This window comes from Tessaracoccus lubricantis (genome assembly GCF_039544535.1).
In the GTDB taxonomy this organism is placed as follows: Bacteria; Actinomycetota; Actinomycetes; order Propionibacteriales; family Propionibacteriaceae; genus Arachnia; species Arachnia lubricantis.
The window spans coordinates 44401-58999 of the sequence record NZ_BAABLV010000001.1 but is presented as its reverse complement, the minus strand read 5'-3'; the positions used below and the strand labels follow the sequence as shown (position 1 = coordinate 58999).

Sequence of the window (14599 nt, the reverse complement as noted above, 5' to 3'; positions counted from 1 at the left end):
CAAGCCAGAAGGCATTTCGCCTGTAACGCCGCACACAAACACCCCACCACCACCGGTGGATCAAGGCTGAGCCGGCCGCCCGGAGTCGTTCCCTGAGCCGGCCGCCTGCGGCCGGTCGAAGGGCCGTCAGCCGCCGAAGAGCAGGCGGTACTCAGTGGGCGACGGTGGGACGCGGACCTTCACGACGCGGCGCACCGACGCGAGCACGACCTCGGACTCGCCCAGGTCCGTCACGGCCTTCACCTGGCCCGACTGCAACGCGTAGGCGCGGCGGAGGTTCTCGCCCGACTTCGGCCCGAGCGGCGACACCATCGCCATCTCGCACACCCGCAGGTCCCCGATGGCCTTGGGCGACGACGGGTCGCCCACGATCGCGACCGCCTGCCAGGCACCCAGCCGGGCGGTGGTGCCGACGGCGCCGGTCTCGTCGATGATCAGGCTGGGGCGGAACGGGCGGCCCTGGCCGGGCAGGTTCTCGGGCGTCTTGAGGATGTCGATCGTGCCGCCGCAGGCGCGGACCGTGTCTGCCAGCACCAGCCAACGACGGTGGTCCTCCGCAACGACGGAGAGGTGCGCGCTCAGGCACATCGCGCGGAACGCCACGAGCCAGGTGAGGTACTCGGGCACCGCGAGGTAGAGCCGCGTGGGCTCCGCCCGGAACAGGCGCATCGTCACGGGGCCGCCGGGGCCGGTGCCGAGCAGCAGGCCCGAGGGCCCCGTCGACATCCGGGGCAGGTCCTGCTCGATGGCCTTCTCCGGCGCCAACGCCTGGAACGTGATCTCGGTCACTGCTCGATCCGCCTTCCGAGGGGCACAGTGGCCAGCAGGCCGGGCACCTGCGTGCCGCCGAGCGGGCCGAGCTTCACCACTCCGTCGAGTTTGCCCACCACGAAGTCGTCGGCGGCCATGGCCTGCTCCACGCCGGCCGACATCAGCCTGATGGCGCCCTCCGGCGGGCGGCCGGGGCTGACCGTGAACGACGTCACGGCCATCATGGCCGGCGTGCGCGCGGCCACGTCGAGCATCCGCTGGTAGGCCGCGCTGGGCGAGGAACCGAAGCGGCGCACCGACCGGGTCTCGTGCACCATCCCGTCGCCGAACCACGCCGACCATTCCTCGCGGCTGCGCGGCTCCGCCGCCTCGGGCGAGGCGCCGGTGGTCAACGCCAGCACGTCGGAGATCTCGTGCGGATCCAGTGGCGCGGTGACCATGCCGTGTCGCTTCAGCAGCGCCTGGGCCCGGTGCAGGCCGAAGCGCAGCGTGGCGAACACGCCGGTCTGGCCGTCACCCCGGCGGCCGACGGCCTCAAGGCACAGCCGGGGGTCGAGGCGCAGCGCCACCCAGGTGCGCCGCAGCGCGGGCGGTGGCGTCTCGGTGATGATCTCGCGGTAGGCGTCGAGAGCGGGTGAGCTGGCCGGCAGCATCGCCCCCGACGGCGCGGGCACCGTCAGCGTGACCACCTGCACGCCGGCGAACGTCACGTCGTCCTGCCGGGTGAGGCCACCGAGGGCCTCGAGGTCGAGTTCCGCGCCGCGGTCGGTGAAAAGGGTGTGGTCTGCCGTGACCTCGAGGATGCCTGACCAGGACGTGCCGTCGGCGGTGACGCCGATGTCGCCGTCGTGGGCGTCCTTGATCTGGGTGAGTTCGAGGTCGGGCACCCACTGCGCCAGCGGCACGAGCTCAGACGCGTGGTCCGGGTGCTCGACCCACCGTCGGGCACGGCCCCGGAACGCCGACCGCAAGCGCAGCGTGGCGGGGATGGTGCGGCCGTTGACCGGGAGGCTCAGCAGGATCGCGACCAGTAGCACGACGCCCGCGACGACGTAGGCCCAGGCCTCGCGCTGCAGCACCAGGAGCGCCACGGCCACGAGCACGACCTGCCAGGCCACGACGACGGGCAGGTAACGCGTCGAGCGGGCACGGCGTTGCAGGGCGTACCCGTTGGTCCTTCGCAGCATCTGACCTCCTCCAGCCGCCAACTCTAGGGCTTGGGCTGGTCCACGCGGCCGCCTGTGGGAACGCCTGCGTGCCACCCGGGGCGGCTACAGTTGCCCCCGACCCCCGGCCGGACACTCCAGGACATTGATGGCGACTCGCAAGGACCTCCTGAAGGCTCATGCCTTCACCTCGCGCCGCATGATCGCGGCGTTCGTCGACCGCGACCCGGACGACCCGACGCCGCCCCTGCGCCGCGTCGGCACCGCGACGTTCGTCTCGGTCCTGCTCGGGGTCGTCCTCCTCGCCGGCACCGCCCTGATCGGCATGCTGCGCGGCGGCGTGAGCAACGACTCGTGGAAGGACCAGGACAACGTCATCCTCAACGACGTGCAGTCCGGTCAGCTGTTCGCCCACACCAACAAGCTCGTGATCCCCGTGACCGACGTGGCCAGCGCCCGCCTGTTGGCCGCCGGCGACGACCCGGCCGGCCCGCCGCGGGTCATCGACGTGAAGACCGAGGCGCTCGTCGGCACCGAGATGCAGGCCCGCCACGGCATCCCCGGCGCGCCGCCGCAACTGCCCGCCGCGAAGGACCTGGCCTCGTTCCCGCTGCGCCTCTGCTCGACCGAGCCCATGGGCCGGGGCCGCTACCTGACGCTGCAGTTCGGAGCCACCGAACCGTCGAGCATGGACCACAGCTTCATCGCCAAGGCCAGCGACGGCACCCGCTACCTGATCTCCGGCGGCCAGTCCCACGAGCTCTACAGCGCCCGCGGCAGCGCCACCACCGTCTCGTTCGACGTACCGGAGGTGGAGCCCGGCAACTCGTGGATCTACGCCCTGCCCATGGGCGCGCCCATCAACCCGCCGCAGATCACCGGCTACGGCGACACCCCGGTCAACGCCTACCAGGGCCGCACGATCGGCGACGTGGTGGCGGTCACCGGCAGCAACCCGGTGCGCTACTTCATCCAGCTGGCAGATGGCCTCGCCGCGATCTCGTACCTGGAGGCGAAGCTGCTGTTCCACGAGCACGACAAGGACTTCACCCAGGAGGTGGGCGCCATCTCGGAGCGGGACCTGTCGCGCTACCTGATCGAGGACCTCGAGTCGGTCACCGAACTCGACATCCCCATGTACCAGCCGAAGCCGCCGCCGGGCTACGAGAGCGGCCGCGACGCCTCCGTGTGCGCCACGTTCACGGCCGAGAACCCCGATCGCGTGGCGGTGTCGATGGGCCAGACGACGCCGTCGCTGGACCAGCGGCAGCTGGGCGCGCCCACCGGCAAGTACATCGACCACATCGAGTTGCCCCCACTGAAGGGCGCACTGCTGCGCAACGCCGAGGCCGGCACGGACGACGCGGCGGCCACCCTCCTGCTCAACGGCCGCGGCTACGGCATCCCGACGGCGGCCGCCCGCCAGGCGCTCGGCTACGGCGACGTCACGGCGATGCCCGTCACGGGCGGCCTGCTGAACCTCATCCGCTCAGGCCTGCCGAGCGGCGTGGCGCTGGGCCGCGACCACGTTGGGCCCGCGCAATGATGCGGCCCGTACCCCCGGCCCAGGCCACATAGGTATCCCTACTTGATTGTGGCGGGCAGCGCGGCAAGTGACCCCACGGGCCGCATAGTGTTTCTGCAGACACCACCGCAGCCACGGGGAACGCACCTGAGTGGCTCTACAAGGGCCACAGTGGCTCGACGTCGAAGGGAATGAAACATGAGCGACAAGTCCGTAGACCGCGCTGCCATGCAGAAGGCGACGCAGCAGATTGAGGCGAAGCACCAGCAGATCCACAACCTGCAGACCCGCCTGCAGGGCCAGATGGGCGATCTCGCCTCGCGCTGGCACGGCAATGCGTCGACCGCCTTCCAGAACGGTTACCGCCAGTTCGACACGGAGTTCGAGAAGGTCAAGGCCGGCCTCGACAAGATCCACGGCCAGCTGGTCGAGACCCTCCGTGAGTACGGCGTGCGTGAGGAAGAGAACCAGGCAACCGCCAACCAGATCGCCGGCCTCATCGGCTGACGGCCGCTGACGAGAACAGACCAGGAGAGAATTCATGAGCGACTCGACCATCTACTCCGTTGCCGGCCTCCAGGAAGGCATCGCCAACCTCTCGGCAGCGCACCGCGAACTCACCAGCCTCCTCGAGGACCTGAAGGGCGAGCTGTCGTCCTCGCTGGGTCAGTGGGATGACAACGCCCGCAACTCCTACCAGGAAGTGCAGATCCAGTGGGACCAGTCGGCCAAGCGCCAGCAGGACATCGTGCAGCGCATGCCCGTGCTCCTCGGCAACATCGCCGACGGCTACAACGCCACTGAGAAGAAGAACGCCGGCATCTGGGGCTGACCCGACGCCGTAAGGGAAGGGGCCCGGCTCTCGCCGGGCCCCTTTCTTCATGCCCTGCGGACCCGGGGCGATTCCCTCAGGAACTCGGGATGCGGTCGCGTTTCCTGGCCGTGGTGCGGGCTCTCGCGAAGCAGAAGAAGCCGTACGCGATCACGCCCGCGGCCACCACGAAGAGGATGGCGCTGCCGTAGGGCAACTCCGTCAGCTTCTTCAGGGCGCCGTCGAGCCCACCGGCCTCGTCCGGGTCGCGGTTGATGACGGCGAGCACGAACAGCACGCCCACGATGGCGATGGCGACCCCCTTCGCCATGTAGCCCGTCATCCCCAGCACGACGAAGACGCGACGGAACGTGCCGGACACGTCGACGTCGTCGAGGAACTTCTTGCGCACGCCCTTGACGAACATGCCCACGCCGATGGCGAGGATCACCAGGCCGATGACGGCCAGCAGCCATGAGCCCCACGTCGACTGCATCAGCGTGGCGCTGAACGTCTCGGTGGACTGCTCGCCGTCCGAGGTTCCGCCGGTGGCGTAGACCAGCGCGACGGAGCCGACGGCCAGGTAGGCGATGCCGCGACCGACACCCCTGACCGCATCCCAGGTGTCGCTACGCACGTCGGTGATGGCGGTCGCGAACGAGTACAGCGCCAAGGCGAACATCGCGATGCCTGCCACCCACAGCGCGATCGACCCGGGCAGCGTGGAGTCGATGGCGCGCATCGCCCCGCTCTGGTCGGCGGAGCCGCCCGCGCCGAGCGCGATGCCGATGGCGATCAGGCCGATGATGATGTGCACGGTGCCGTTGACGACGTGGCCGACGGAGGCCGCCAGCACGGCGGCGGGATGCTGCTCGACCTTCTTGGCGGTCCGTTCCGCCGTGTCACGCTTGCCCATCCCGCCATCGTAGGGCGCGGCCCTCGTCATCGAGGCCGGAGGCGTAGGAGTTGGTCGGTCTCCCACTTCGATCCAACGACCCTGGCTGGCTAAGCGTGGGCGACGATGTGGAGGTGTTCGCCCTCTCCGGTGATCCGGACGCCGGGCGTGGCCAGGTCGAGGTCGACGGTGAGCGCGCGGCCGCCGTCGTGCACGCGGAAGGTGAGGTGCTCGTTGGACTTGTGCAGCACCTCGGCGGTCGCGGTGGCCAGCCAGGGGTGGCGGCGGCGCAGCGCCACCGCGGAGCGGTAGTGGTGCAGCACGTGCGCGCCCAGCGGGGACAGGTCCGACGGGGTGGCGGGCAGCGGCGGCCGGACCTCGTCGTCGCCGTGCCAGGTCTCGGTCTTGGTGCCGGTGAAACCCTGTTCATCGCCGTAGTAGATGCTGGGCGCGCCGGGCAGCGTCATGAGCAGGTACGGCACCACCGTCGTGGCCTTCGGGACGCGGGTGGCGATCCGGGTGACGTCGTGGTTGCCGAGGAACGTGTTGGGGATGAACCGCTCCGCGAACACCGTGTGCCGCTCGATGGCGTGCGCGAGCTCCCAACCGTTGACGTCGGTCAGCGAGCTCCAGATGGCCTTCCACAGCTCGTACTGGGTGACCGTGGTGAGCGTGGAGTCGGTGACGAAGCCGAGGTAGTCGCCGTGGATCACCTCGCCCAGGAACAGGGCCTCCGGGAACTCGGCCCGCACCCGGTCCGCTGCCTCCCGCCAGAACGACGTGGGCACCGCGTAGGCGACGTCGAGGCGCCAGCCGGCGATGCCCCGCCGCAGCCAGTGCCGCATGACGTCGACGACGAGGTCCAGCACGTCGGGGTTGGCGTGGTCGAGCTCGACCAACGCGTCGTGCCCCTCCCACCCCCGTGGCCGGTCCCCGTCCCACTTCACCAGCTCCGGCCGCTCCGTCACGAGGTGGTGCCCGCGCGCCACGTGGTTGAACACGCCGTCGAGCACGACGTGCAGGCCGCGCGCCCCTGCTTGGGCGACGAGGTGATCGAAGTCTGAGTCAGTGCCCAGACGGCTGTCGATGCGGTAGTGGTCCAGCGTGTCGTACCCGTGGGAGGCCGACGCGAAGACGGGGCCGAGGAGCAGGCCGTTGCAGCCGAGCTCGACGGCGTAGTCGAGCCACGCGTCGAGCTTGCGGAGCCTGGACTCGGGCGCCCCGTGCTCGGTGCGGATGGGGGCGCCGGTGGCGCCGAGGGGATAGATGTGCCACCAGATGGCGTGTTCGAGCATTGGGCTCCTACTTCAACAACCGCGACATGCGTCGGTCGGCCAAGGGTTTGCCGCCGGTCTGGCAGCCCGGGCAGTACTGGAGGGACGAGTCCGCGAACGACACCTCCGCGATGGTGCTGCCGCAGACGTCGCACGCCTCGCCGGTGCGGCCGTGCACACGCATGTGGGCGCGCTTGGCGTCCTTGAGCTCCTCGATGGGGGTGCCCACGGCCAAGGCGAGCGCGTCTCCCAGCACGCCGCGGACGTGGCCGAAGAGGTCGTCGGCCTCCCCCGGCGTCAGCGAGTTCGCCGCCTTGAAGGGGCTCAGCTTCGCGGCGTGGAGGATCTCGTCGGAGTACGCGTTGCCGATGCCGGCCAGCACCTTCTGGTCGCGCAGGACGCCCTTCAACTGCGAGCGGCCGGCTCGCGACAGGATGGCCCGGAAGTCGTCAGCGGTGCAGTCGGGCGCGAGCGGGTCTGGGCCCAGTGCCGCGATGCCGGGCACCTCAGCCGGGTCCTCCACGACGTAGATCGCCAGGCCCTTCTGGGTGCCGGCCTCGGTGATGCTGAAGCCCGACCCGTCGTCGAGCACCATCCGCAGCGCGAGGCCCGACTTGCCGCGGCGGGCCGGCACGGTGGGGGCGACGTCGTGCCACGTCACCCAGCCTGCGCGGGCGAGGTGGAAGATGAGGTGCACGCCCTGGGCGTCGATGTCGACGAACTTGCCGTGCCGGGTGACGGAGGAGACCTCCAGCCCCGCCATGGCGTCGAGCCCCACCTTGAAGGTCTTGAGCGCGGAGAAGCTCACCAGATGCCCCTCCGCGATGATGCGCTCACGCAGCTTCTCGTCGAGCGCGGCGGCCAGGGCCGCGACTTCGGGTAGTTCAGGCACGGCGCTCCCCTCTCAGTTGCAGTGTGGCCCGGGAGCCGTCGTCGAACCTGCGCAGCAGGCCCTCGCCGGTCAGGGGGCCGAGGTCGGTCCATTCGAGGTCTGGGTACGCCATGGCCGGCTCGAGCTTGCGCAGGTACTCCCCGCGCGGGACCTCGTAGGCGCCCAGCGAGCCGAGGTGTTCGGTGAGCCACTGGACGTCGAGCAGCCCGACGCCGACCTGGCGCAGTTGCGTGATCAGCCTGACCAGCGCCACCTTCGACGCGTCGCGGCCCCGCTCGGGGTCGTGGAACATCGACTCCCCCGCGAACATGCCGCCCAGGTGCACCCCGTACAGGCCTCCGACGAGGACGCCCTCGTCGTCCCAGACCTCGACGGTGTGCATCCAGCCGGCGTCGAACAGCTGGCGGTACGCGGCGATGATGCGCTGGTCGATCCAACCGTGCGGCCGCGACGGGTCCGCGCAGCGGGCGAGCACGCCGTCGGGATCCGAATCCACCGTGGTGGTGTAGCGCTTGGCGTTCTTCCGCAGCGAGCGCGTGACGTGCAGGCCCTCGACGGGCAGGATTCCGCGGCGCATGGGCGACCACCAGCCCATCTCCTCGTCATCGGGGTCCAGCGGCATGGGGAAGACCCCGCAGCGGTACCCCTCCAGCGCCAGGGCAGGGCTGAACTCCTCGGACCACCCGATGAGATCCTGGCTCGGCCACTGGTCCGGCCGGCCGAACGTCACGCCCAACATCCCTCCAGTCTTGCAGGTGGCGGCCCACAAGTGGACCCCTCCGGTGCACCCCGGGTTCGACCCTGATCCCACTGGCGGGCCCTCGACCCCGTCCGGGGCGCGTGGCAAGCTGATGGGGTAAGGAGGCCTCCATGATGCAACCCAGCGATGCCGTCGCAGTGGCCGAGGGCCTGACCGCAGATGGTTTCCACCAACTCCTCGACCTGGCCATCAAGGGCAAGGGCAAGCTCCCCGGCGCCAAGCATTCCGCCAAGCAGTCGCTGCTGCGCCACGGCGACGCCGAGGCGGCCATCCGCAGCCTCGTGACCAGCCACATCGCCATGGCCAGCGGCCAGGGCTTCGCCACCAACTGGGGCGGCTTCTTCGTCTCGCTGCTCACCATTCCCGCCAACATCGCCGCTGCCTCGTTCCTGCAGGCGCGGCTGGTGGCGGGCATCGCGCACCTGCGCGGCTACGAGCTCGACGACCCGCGGGTGCGCACCGCGATCCTGATGGTGATGCTCGGCCCCGGCGGCAACGCCGACCTGCTGAAGAAGGGCCTCATCCCGTCGTCTCCCGCCACTGTCGCCACCGCTCCGGTGTTCGACGCGAAGCTCGACGGGCAGGTCTCCCGCGCGCTGCTGGACCGGGCCATGAACCAGGTGACCGGCAAGCGCCTGGGCGTCTGGGTGGGCAAGCGCATCCCGTTCGTGGGCGGTGGCGTGGGTGCCGCCGTCGACGGCTGGTCGACCCGCACCATCGCGATGCACGCGCTCGATTCCCTGCCGAGCCGTCGCCCGCGTCGCAGCAGCGGGGCCGTGGACACGGCGTAGGAACTTAGCCGAAGTACTCCCTGGGCACCCGGGCGGTGATGAGGCAGGTCACCTCGTAGGTGATCGTGCCCATCAGCTCGGCCAGCTCCTCGACGCCGATCCGCTCGGCGCCGGAGGTGCCCATCAGCACGGCCTCGTCGCCGACCCTCACCGACGGGTCCTCGGGGCCGAGGTCGATCATCGTCTGGTCCATGCACACGCGCCCCACGACGGGGTAGGAGCGGCCGTCGACCAGCATCCGGCCGCGTGAGGACAGCAGCCTCGAGTAGCCGTCGCCGTACCCGACGGCGACGGTGGCGATCCACGTGTCGCGCGGCGCCGTCCACGAGCGGCCGTAGCCGACCGTCTCCCCGGCGGCGACGCGCTTGACGAAGTTGACGCGCGCCACCCAGGTGCCGACGTCGCGCAGCGGGCGCGTGGGCGGGGTCTCGGCGTCGGGGTAGGACCCGTAGACCATGATGCCCGGGCGCACCATCGTGGTGCGGCCCAGGTCGTGGCCCAGCACCGCGCCGGAGTTGGCGGCGTGCACCCATTCGACGGGGCCGACGGCATCCTCGATGCGGGCGACCACGTCGTCGAAGAGTGCCAACTCGGCGCGGGTGAACTCCTCGCCGGAGGAGACGTCGCTGACGGGCAGGTGCGTGAAGACGCCGCCCAGCCTGAGGCTGCCCGAGTCGGCGATGCGGCGGGCGAGGTCGACGGCGTCGGCCGGCTCGGCGCCTACCCTGCGCATGCCGGTGTCGACCTTCAGGTGCACGTCGGCCACCGTGCCGGCGGCGCGCGCGGCGGCGGCGGCCTCGTCGACGGCGTCGGCCGCGCCGACGGAGAGCGTGACGCCGGCGTGCAGCGCAGCGGGCAGTTCGTCGGGGAACGTTGGGGTGAACTTCAGGAGGGGCAGGGTCACGCCGCCGGCGCGCAGTTCCTCGGCCTCGGCCGTCAGGGCCACGCCCAGCCACTCGGCGGAGCGCCGCTCCTGGATGCTGCGCGCCACCGGCACCAGCCCGTGGCCGTAGGCGTTCGCCTTGACCGCCGCCAGCACCGCGCGGCCGCCGCTGAGGCTGCGCACGGTGGCGAGGTTTGCGTGGATCGCGTCGAGGTCGACCCGGAACGTGGTGGGAGACGCCATGCCCCCAACTATTGCGCACCCGCACGCGCGGTGGGTACGCGCACCGGTGATGTCCATCGCGCTGGTCCGCCACCGTGGCAGACTTCAGGCATGTCTAACCAACAGTGGAACACCGGCCAGGGCGAGCAGTGGCCGCCGCAGCAGCCGGAGGGCGGCGCACACGAGCAGCCCACCACCCAGCACGACTGGGGCCAGCAGGCCGACTGGACGCAGCAGGGCCAGACCTCCGCCAGCGAATGGGGGCAGCCGCAGCAGCCGGCGGCCGCGCAGGACTGGCAGCAGGCGCCGCAGCAGCCGGCCGCCAACGACTGGCAGCAGGCCCACCCGCAGCCCAGCGCCGGGGATTGGCACCAGGCGCAGCCGCAGCAGTCGGCCCAGGACTGGAACCAGCAGGGCTGGAACCAGCCGCAGCAGCAGAACTGGGACCAGCAGGCGCAGCAGGCCTGGGAGCAGCAACAGTGGCAGGGACAGCAGGCCGCGCCGCAGGGCCCCGGCCAGTTCCCGGCGGGCGGCGGCTACGCCGGGCCGTGGCAGGGCGGCAGTCCCGTGCCGGTGGCGAAGAAGCCCAGCCCGTTCGACTTCGGGTTCAAGAGCGGCTCGCTGCCCGGCACCGCCGGCACCATCTTCCTCGTCGGCACCATCGGCATCGGCGTGTGGTGGCTGTTCGAGGTCATCGCCGCGCTGACCTACGTCTTCGAGTTCCCGCTGGACTTCTTCTTCGCGCTGATCGGTGAGGGCGGCCTCGCGCTGTTCGCCGTCATGCTGCTGCGCGCCGTCCTCGAGGTGGGCGTGGCGGCCGTCGGCCTGCTCAACAAGCCCGACTCCACCAAGGCAGACGCAGACGACACCACGTCGGTCTGAACCCGGCCACGCGAAAAGGGGCGGAAGCGCAGTGCTTCCGCCCCTTTCGCGTGCCGTCGGTGTCGCAGCCGGTCAGTAGAGCAGCGCCAGTGCCGGCTCGGCCAGGATCGAGGCCACGTCGTGCAGGAAGCGTGAGCCCTGCTCGCCGTCGATGATCCGGTGGTCGAACGCCACTGCCAGCGTGGTGACCCAGCGGGGCTCGACGCGCTCGTCGGCGCCCTCGCCCACCACCCAGGGGCGGCGCTGGATCGAACCCATGCAGAAGATCGCCGATTCGTCGCCGTTGATGATGGGCGTGCCGGCGTCGATGCCGAAGACACCCACGTTGGTGATCGTGAACGTGCCCTGCGAGTAGTCGCGCGGCTGCAGCTTGCCCTCGCGCGACACCTGCACCAGCTGGTTGACCGCCTGGCACAGCTGCAGCAGGCTCAACCGCTGCGCGCCCTTGATGTTGGGCACCATCAGCCCGCGCGGGGTGGCGGCGGCGATGCCCAGGTTCACGTCGGCGTGGTAGACGATCTCCTGCGCGTCCTCGTCCCAGCTGGTGTTGAGGTCGGGGTTGCGGCCCAGCGCCAGGCAGATGGCCTTGGCGTAGACCAGCAGCGGCGACACCCTCAGCCCGGTGAACTCGCGGCGGTTCTTCAGCGTCTCGACGAACTCCATCGTGCCGGTGACGTCGACGGTGATCCACTCGGTCACGTGCACCTTCGTGCTGACCGAGCGCACCATGTTGTCGGCCGTGACCTTCCGGACGCCCTTGATCGGCACCCGGCGCTCCGCGCGCCCCTCGAAGGGGTCGAAGCCGCCCAGGCCCTCCGTCGGGCCGAAGCCCGCGCCGAAGGCGCCCTGCTGCTCACCGGTGCCCTGGAAGGAGGCCTGGTCGTTGAGGATGCGGCCCTGCCTGGGCTGGTCGTCGAGCAGGCGGAACGCGGCCGCGGCCTCGACGTCGCGCCTGGTGATGGTGCCGTCGGGACCGGTGCCGACGACGGTGCTCAGGTCGACCCCGAGGTCCTTGGCGTACTTGCGCACGGGCGGCTTGGCCTTGGAGTCGCCTGCGTCGGAGGCGAGCACCAGCGTCGACTCCGACGGCGCCGTGCCCGGCGTCGGCAACGGGTCACCCGTGGCCTCGGCGTGGACCGGTTCGGCGGGGTGCACCTCGTCGGGGCGGCGGCCCGGCTCGTGGGGCTCGTACGCGGCGAACAGCGCCTCGCTGGTGTGGCTGGCCTCGGCCGGGCTGCTCTGGTGACGACGGCGGCGCCGCGTCGACGGCGTGTCGGAGGCGCCGTAGCCCACCAGGTTGGGGCCCGAGCCCTCGTCGGCCGGCTCCTCGGCCTCGGCGGCGACACCGTCGTCGATCTCCACGATCGGCGTGCCGACGTCGACCATCGTGCCCTCGGCCACGAGCAGCCCCGTGACGGTGCCCGCGAAGGGCGAGGGCAGTTCGACGAGCGACTTGGCCGTCTCGATCTCGACGAGGACGTCGTTGACCTCGACCACGTCGCCGACGGCGACGCGCCACGCGACGACCTCGGCCTCGAGCAGGCCCTCGCCCGGGTCGGGAAGCAGGTACTGGCGCAACATGGGTGCTCCTTTGGGGCTCAGAAGGCGAGGGACTGGTCGACGGCGTCGAGGATGCGATCCACGGACGGCAGGTACTCCTCCTCCACCCGCGACGGCGGGTAGGGGGTGTCGTAGCCCGTCACCCGCAGTACGGGCGATTCCATCACGTAGAACAGGTCCTGGTGCAGGCGCGCGGCGATCTCGGCGCCCAGCCCCAGGCTCAGCGGGGCCTCGTGCACGACGACGGCGCGCTTGGTGCGGCGCACCGACGACATGATCGTGACCCAGTCGACGGGGCTCAGCGTGCGCAGGTCCACGACCTCCAGCGACGTGCCCTCCTCGGCGGCCACGGCGGCCGCGTCGAGGCAGGTCTTGACCATGGGGCCGTAGCACAGCAGGGTCGCGTCGGTGCCGTAGCGCGTGATCGACGCCTGGTGCATGGGCTGCGGGCGCGAGGCGAAGTCGACCTCGCCCTTGGTGTGGTAGCGGCGCTTCGGCTCGAAGAACACGACGGGGTCGTCGGACTGGATGGCCTGCTGGATCATCCAGTACGCGTCGTTGGAGTTCGAGCAGGTCACCACCTTGAGGCCGGGCGTGTGCGCGAAGTAGGCCTCGGGCGATTCGGAGTGGTGCTCGATGGCGCCCACGCCGCCGCCGTAGGGCATGCGGATCACCATCGGCATGCGGGTCTGCCCGCCGGTGCGGGTGTGCAGCCGGGCGACCTGCGTGACGATCTGCGAGAAGGCGGGGAAGACGAAGCCCTCGAACTGCATCTCGACGACGGGCCGGTAGCCGCGCATGGCCAGGCCGATGGCGGTACCGACGATGCCCGACTCCGCGAGGGGCGAGTCGATCACGCGGTTCTCGCCGAACTCGGCCTGGAGGTTCTCGGTGATGCGGAACACGCCGCCGAGCTTGCCGATGTCCTCGCCGGCCAGCAGCACCTTCGGGTCGGCCTGCAGCGCGCGACGCAGGCCGCGGTTGAGGGCCTTGGCCATGGTCAGGGTCTCACTCATGGGGTCACCGGCCCTTCGACGGTTCGTGGGACTCGCCGCTCAGGGAACCGGGTTCGTCCTCCCCGTCCGACGCGTAGTCGTTGTATTCGCGGCGCTGCGCCTCGAGCGCGACGGAGGGCTCGGCGTAGACGGTCTCGAACAGGCGGTCCATGGTGACCGACTCGAGCTTCGGGATGCTCGCGCGCACCTCCACCCCGAGCTGGCGGGCCTCCTCGTCCATCCGGGCCTGCCAGGCGTCGTCGATGGCGCCCTCGTTGCGCAGGTAGGTGGTGAGGCGGGAGATCGGGTCGCGGCCGCGCCACTCCTCCTCCTCCGCACCCGTGCGGTACTTCGTCGGGTCGTCGGAGGTGGTGTGGGCGCCCATCCGGTAGGTGAACGCCTCGATGAACGTGGGGCCCTCGCCGTGCCGGGCCCGGTCCAGCGCCCAGTCGGTGACGGCCTTGACGGCGAGGACGTCGTTGCCGTCGACCTGGACGCCCGGGAAGCCGAAGCCACGGGCGCGTTCGTACAGCGGGATGCGGCTCTGCAGCGCGATGGGCTCGGAGATGGCCCACTGGTTGTTCTGGCAGAAGAAGACGACTGGCGCGTTGTACGAGGCCGCGAACACGTAGGCCTCGTTGACGTCGCCCTGGCTGGAGGCGCCGTCGCCGTGGTAGACGATCACCGCGGCCGGGTCCTCGACGTCGGGGCCCACCACGCCGTCGAACTGGAGGCCCATGGCGTAGCCGGTGGCCTGCAGCGTCTGGCAGCCGATGACGATCTGGTAGTTCTTGAACTTCTCGAGGTTGCCCCAGTTGCCGTGGTCGATGCCGCGGAACAGGCCGATGAAGTTCGTCAGGGGTACGCCCAGCACCATCGCGACGGCGTGCTCGCGGTAGCTGGGGAACACGACGTCGGCGGGGCGCACGGCGTGGGCGGAGCCGACCTGCGCGGCCTCCTGGCCCAGCAGCGGCGGCCACATGCCGAGCTCGCCGTGGCGCTGGAGGGCGGTGGCCTCCGCGTCGAAGCGGCGGGCGAGGATCATGTCGCGCAGGTAGCCGACGAGGTCCTCGGTGGTGCCGGTGAATTCGAAGTCGTCGTTGTCGATGCGTTGCCCGTCGGGGGTGAGCAACTGCACCATCTCGTGACTCTGACCGCGCACGCGGCCTCCT

The 14599-nt window shown here is 70.8% G+C and carries 15 protein-coding genes; 5 read left to right on the top strand and 10 right to left on the bottom strand.

Annotated features, from left to right (window positions below; genetic code table 11):
* Nucleotides 1–126: 126 nt before the first annotated feature.
* Nucleotides 127–789, bottom strand: coding sequence for a hypothetical protein (locus ABEA30_RS00310; protein WP_345577270.1), 663 nt, complete (start codon nt 787–789; stop codon nt 127–129).
* Complete coding sequence (eccE, locus tag ABEA30_RS00305; protein ID WP_345577268.1) at nt 786–1958, bottom strand: type VII secretion protein EccE; 1173 nt, start codon at nt 1956–1958, stop codon at nt 786–788. Before eccE ends, ABEA30_RS00310 begins: the two co-directional genes overlap by 4 nt.
* 127 nt (nt 1959–2085) lie before the next feature.
* Between eccE and eccB the strand changes: the two genes are divergently transcribed.
* From eccB to ABEA30_RS00290, 3 genes are all read left to right on the top strand, one after another.
* Nucleotides 2086–3483, top strand: coding sequence for a type VII secretion protein EccB (gene eccB, locus ABEA30_RS00300; RefSeq protein WP_345577266.1), 1398 nt, complete (start codon nt 2086–2088; stop codon nt 3481–3483).
* Nucleotides 3484–3660: 177 nt separating this feature from the next.
* Entirely contained in the window at nt 3661–3969 is a 309-nt protein-coding gene (locus ABEA30_RS00295) for a WXG100 family type VII secretion target (protein ID WP_345577263.1), read from the top strand.
* A gap of 34 nt (nt 3970–4003) precedes the next feature.
* A complete protein-coding gene (locus ABEA30_RS00290; protein WP_345577260.1) occupies nt 4004–4294 on the top strand; it encodes a WXG100 family type VII secretion target in 291 nt (96 codons plus the stop codon).
* Nucleotides 4295–4370: 76 nt separating this feature from the next.
* On the opposite strand, the gene ABEA30_RS00285 is transcribed toward ABEA30_RS00290, so the two are convergent.
* The 4 genes from ABEA30_RS00285 to aat form a co-directional block, all read right to left on the bottom strand.
* A complete protein-coding gene (locus ABEA30_RS00285) occupies nt 4371–5189 on the bottom strand; it encodes a DUF1206 domain-containing protein (protein WP_345577257.1) in 819 nt (272 codons plus the stop codon).
* A gap of 89 nt (nt 5190–5278) precedes the next feature.
* The gene (locus ABEA30_RS00280) at nt 5279–6463 is read right to left on the bottom strand and encodes an alpha-amylase family glycosyl hydrolase (RefSeq protein ID WP_345577254.1); all 1185 of its coding nucleotides are present in this window, start codon (nt 6461–6463) and stop codon (nt 5279–5281) included.
* A gap of 7 nt (nt 6464–6470) precedes the next feature.
* Nucleotides 6471–7334, bottom strand: a complete 864-nt coding sequence (locus ABEA30_RS00275) for a DNA-formamidopyrimidine glycosylase family protein (protein ID WP_345577252.1) — start codon at nt 7332–7334, stop codon at nt 6471–6473.
* Nucleotides 7327–8073: a leucyl/phenylalanyl-tRNA--protein transferase gene (gene aat / locus ABEA30_RS00270; RefSeq protein WP_345577249.1), complete on the bottom strand. Its 747-nt coding sequence runs from the start codon at nt 8071–8073 to the stop codon at nt 7327–7329. The genes ABEA30_RS00275 and aat overlap by 8 nt, the downstream gene beginning before the upstream one ends.
* A 131-nt stretch (nt 8074–8204) precedes the next feature.
* On the opposite strand from aat, the gene ABEA30_RS00265 reads away from it, so the two are divergent.
* Complete coding sequence (locus ABEA30_RS00265) at nt 8205–8885, top strand: hypothetical protein (RefSeq protein ID WP_345577246.1); 681 nt, start codon at nt 8205–8207, stop codon at nt 8883–8885.
* Between the two features lie 4 nt (nt 8886–8889).
* On the opposite strand, the gene alr is transcribed toward ABEA30_RS00265, so the two are convergent.
* The gene (alr, locus tag ABEA30_RS00260; RefSeq protein WP_345577243.1) at nt 8890–10011 is read right to left on the bottom strand and encodes an alanine racemase; all 1122 of its coding nucleotides are present in this window, start codon (nt 10009–10011) and stop codon (nt 8890–8892) included.
* 90 nt (nt 10012–10101) lie between these two features.
* Between alr and ABEA30_RS00255 the strand changes: the two genes are divergently transcribed.
* Nucleotides 10102–10872: a hypothetical protein gene (locus tag ABEA30_RS00255; protein WP_345577240.1), complete on the top strand. Its 771-nt coding sequence runs from the start codon at nt 10102–10104 to the stop codon at nt 10870–10872.
* A gap of 72 nt (nt 10873–10944) precedes the next feature.
* On the opposite strand, the gene ABEA30_RS00250 is transcribed toward ABEA30_RS00255, so the two are convergent.
* The 3 genes from ABEA30_RS00250 to pdhA are packed head-to-tail and all read right to left on the bottom strand — an operon-like array spanning nt 10945 to nt 14589.
* On the bottom strand, nt 10945–12453 hold the full coding sequence (locus ABEA30_RS00250) for a dihydrolipoamide acetyltransferase family protein (RefSeq protein WP_345577237.1): 1509 nt from the start codon (nt 12451–12453) through the stop codon (nt 10945–10947).
* Between the two features lie 17 nt (nt 12454–12470).
* Nucleotides 12471–13448, bottom strand: a complete 978-nt coding sequence (locus tag ABEA30_RS00245) for an alpha-ketoacid dehydrogenase subunit beta (protein WP_345577234.1) — start codon at nt 13446–13448, stop codon at nt 12471–12473.
* A gap of 4 nt (nt 13449–13452) precedes the next feature.
* On the bottom strand, nt 13453–14589 hold the full coding sequence (pdhA, locus tag ABEA30_RS00240; protein WP_345577231.1) for a pyruvate dehydrogenase (acetyl-transferring) E1 component subunit alpha: 1137 nt from the start codon (nt 14587–14589) through the stop codon (nt 13453–13455).
* Nucleotides 14590–14599: the final 10 nt, after the last annotated feature.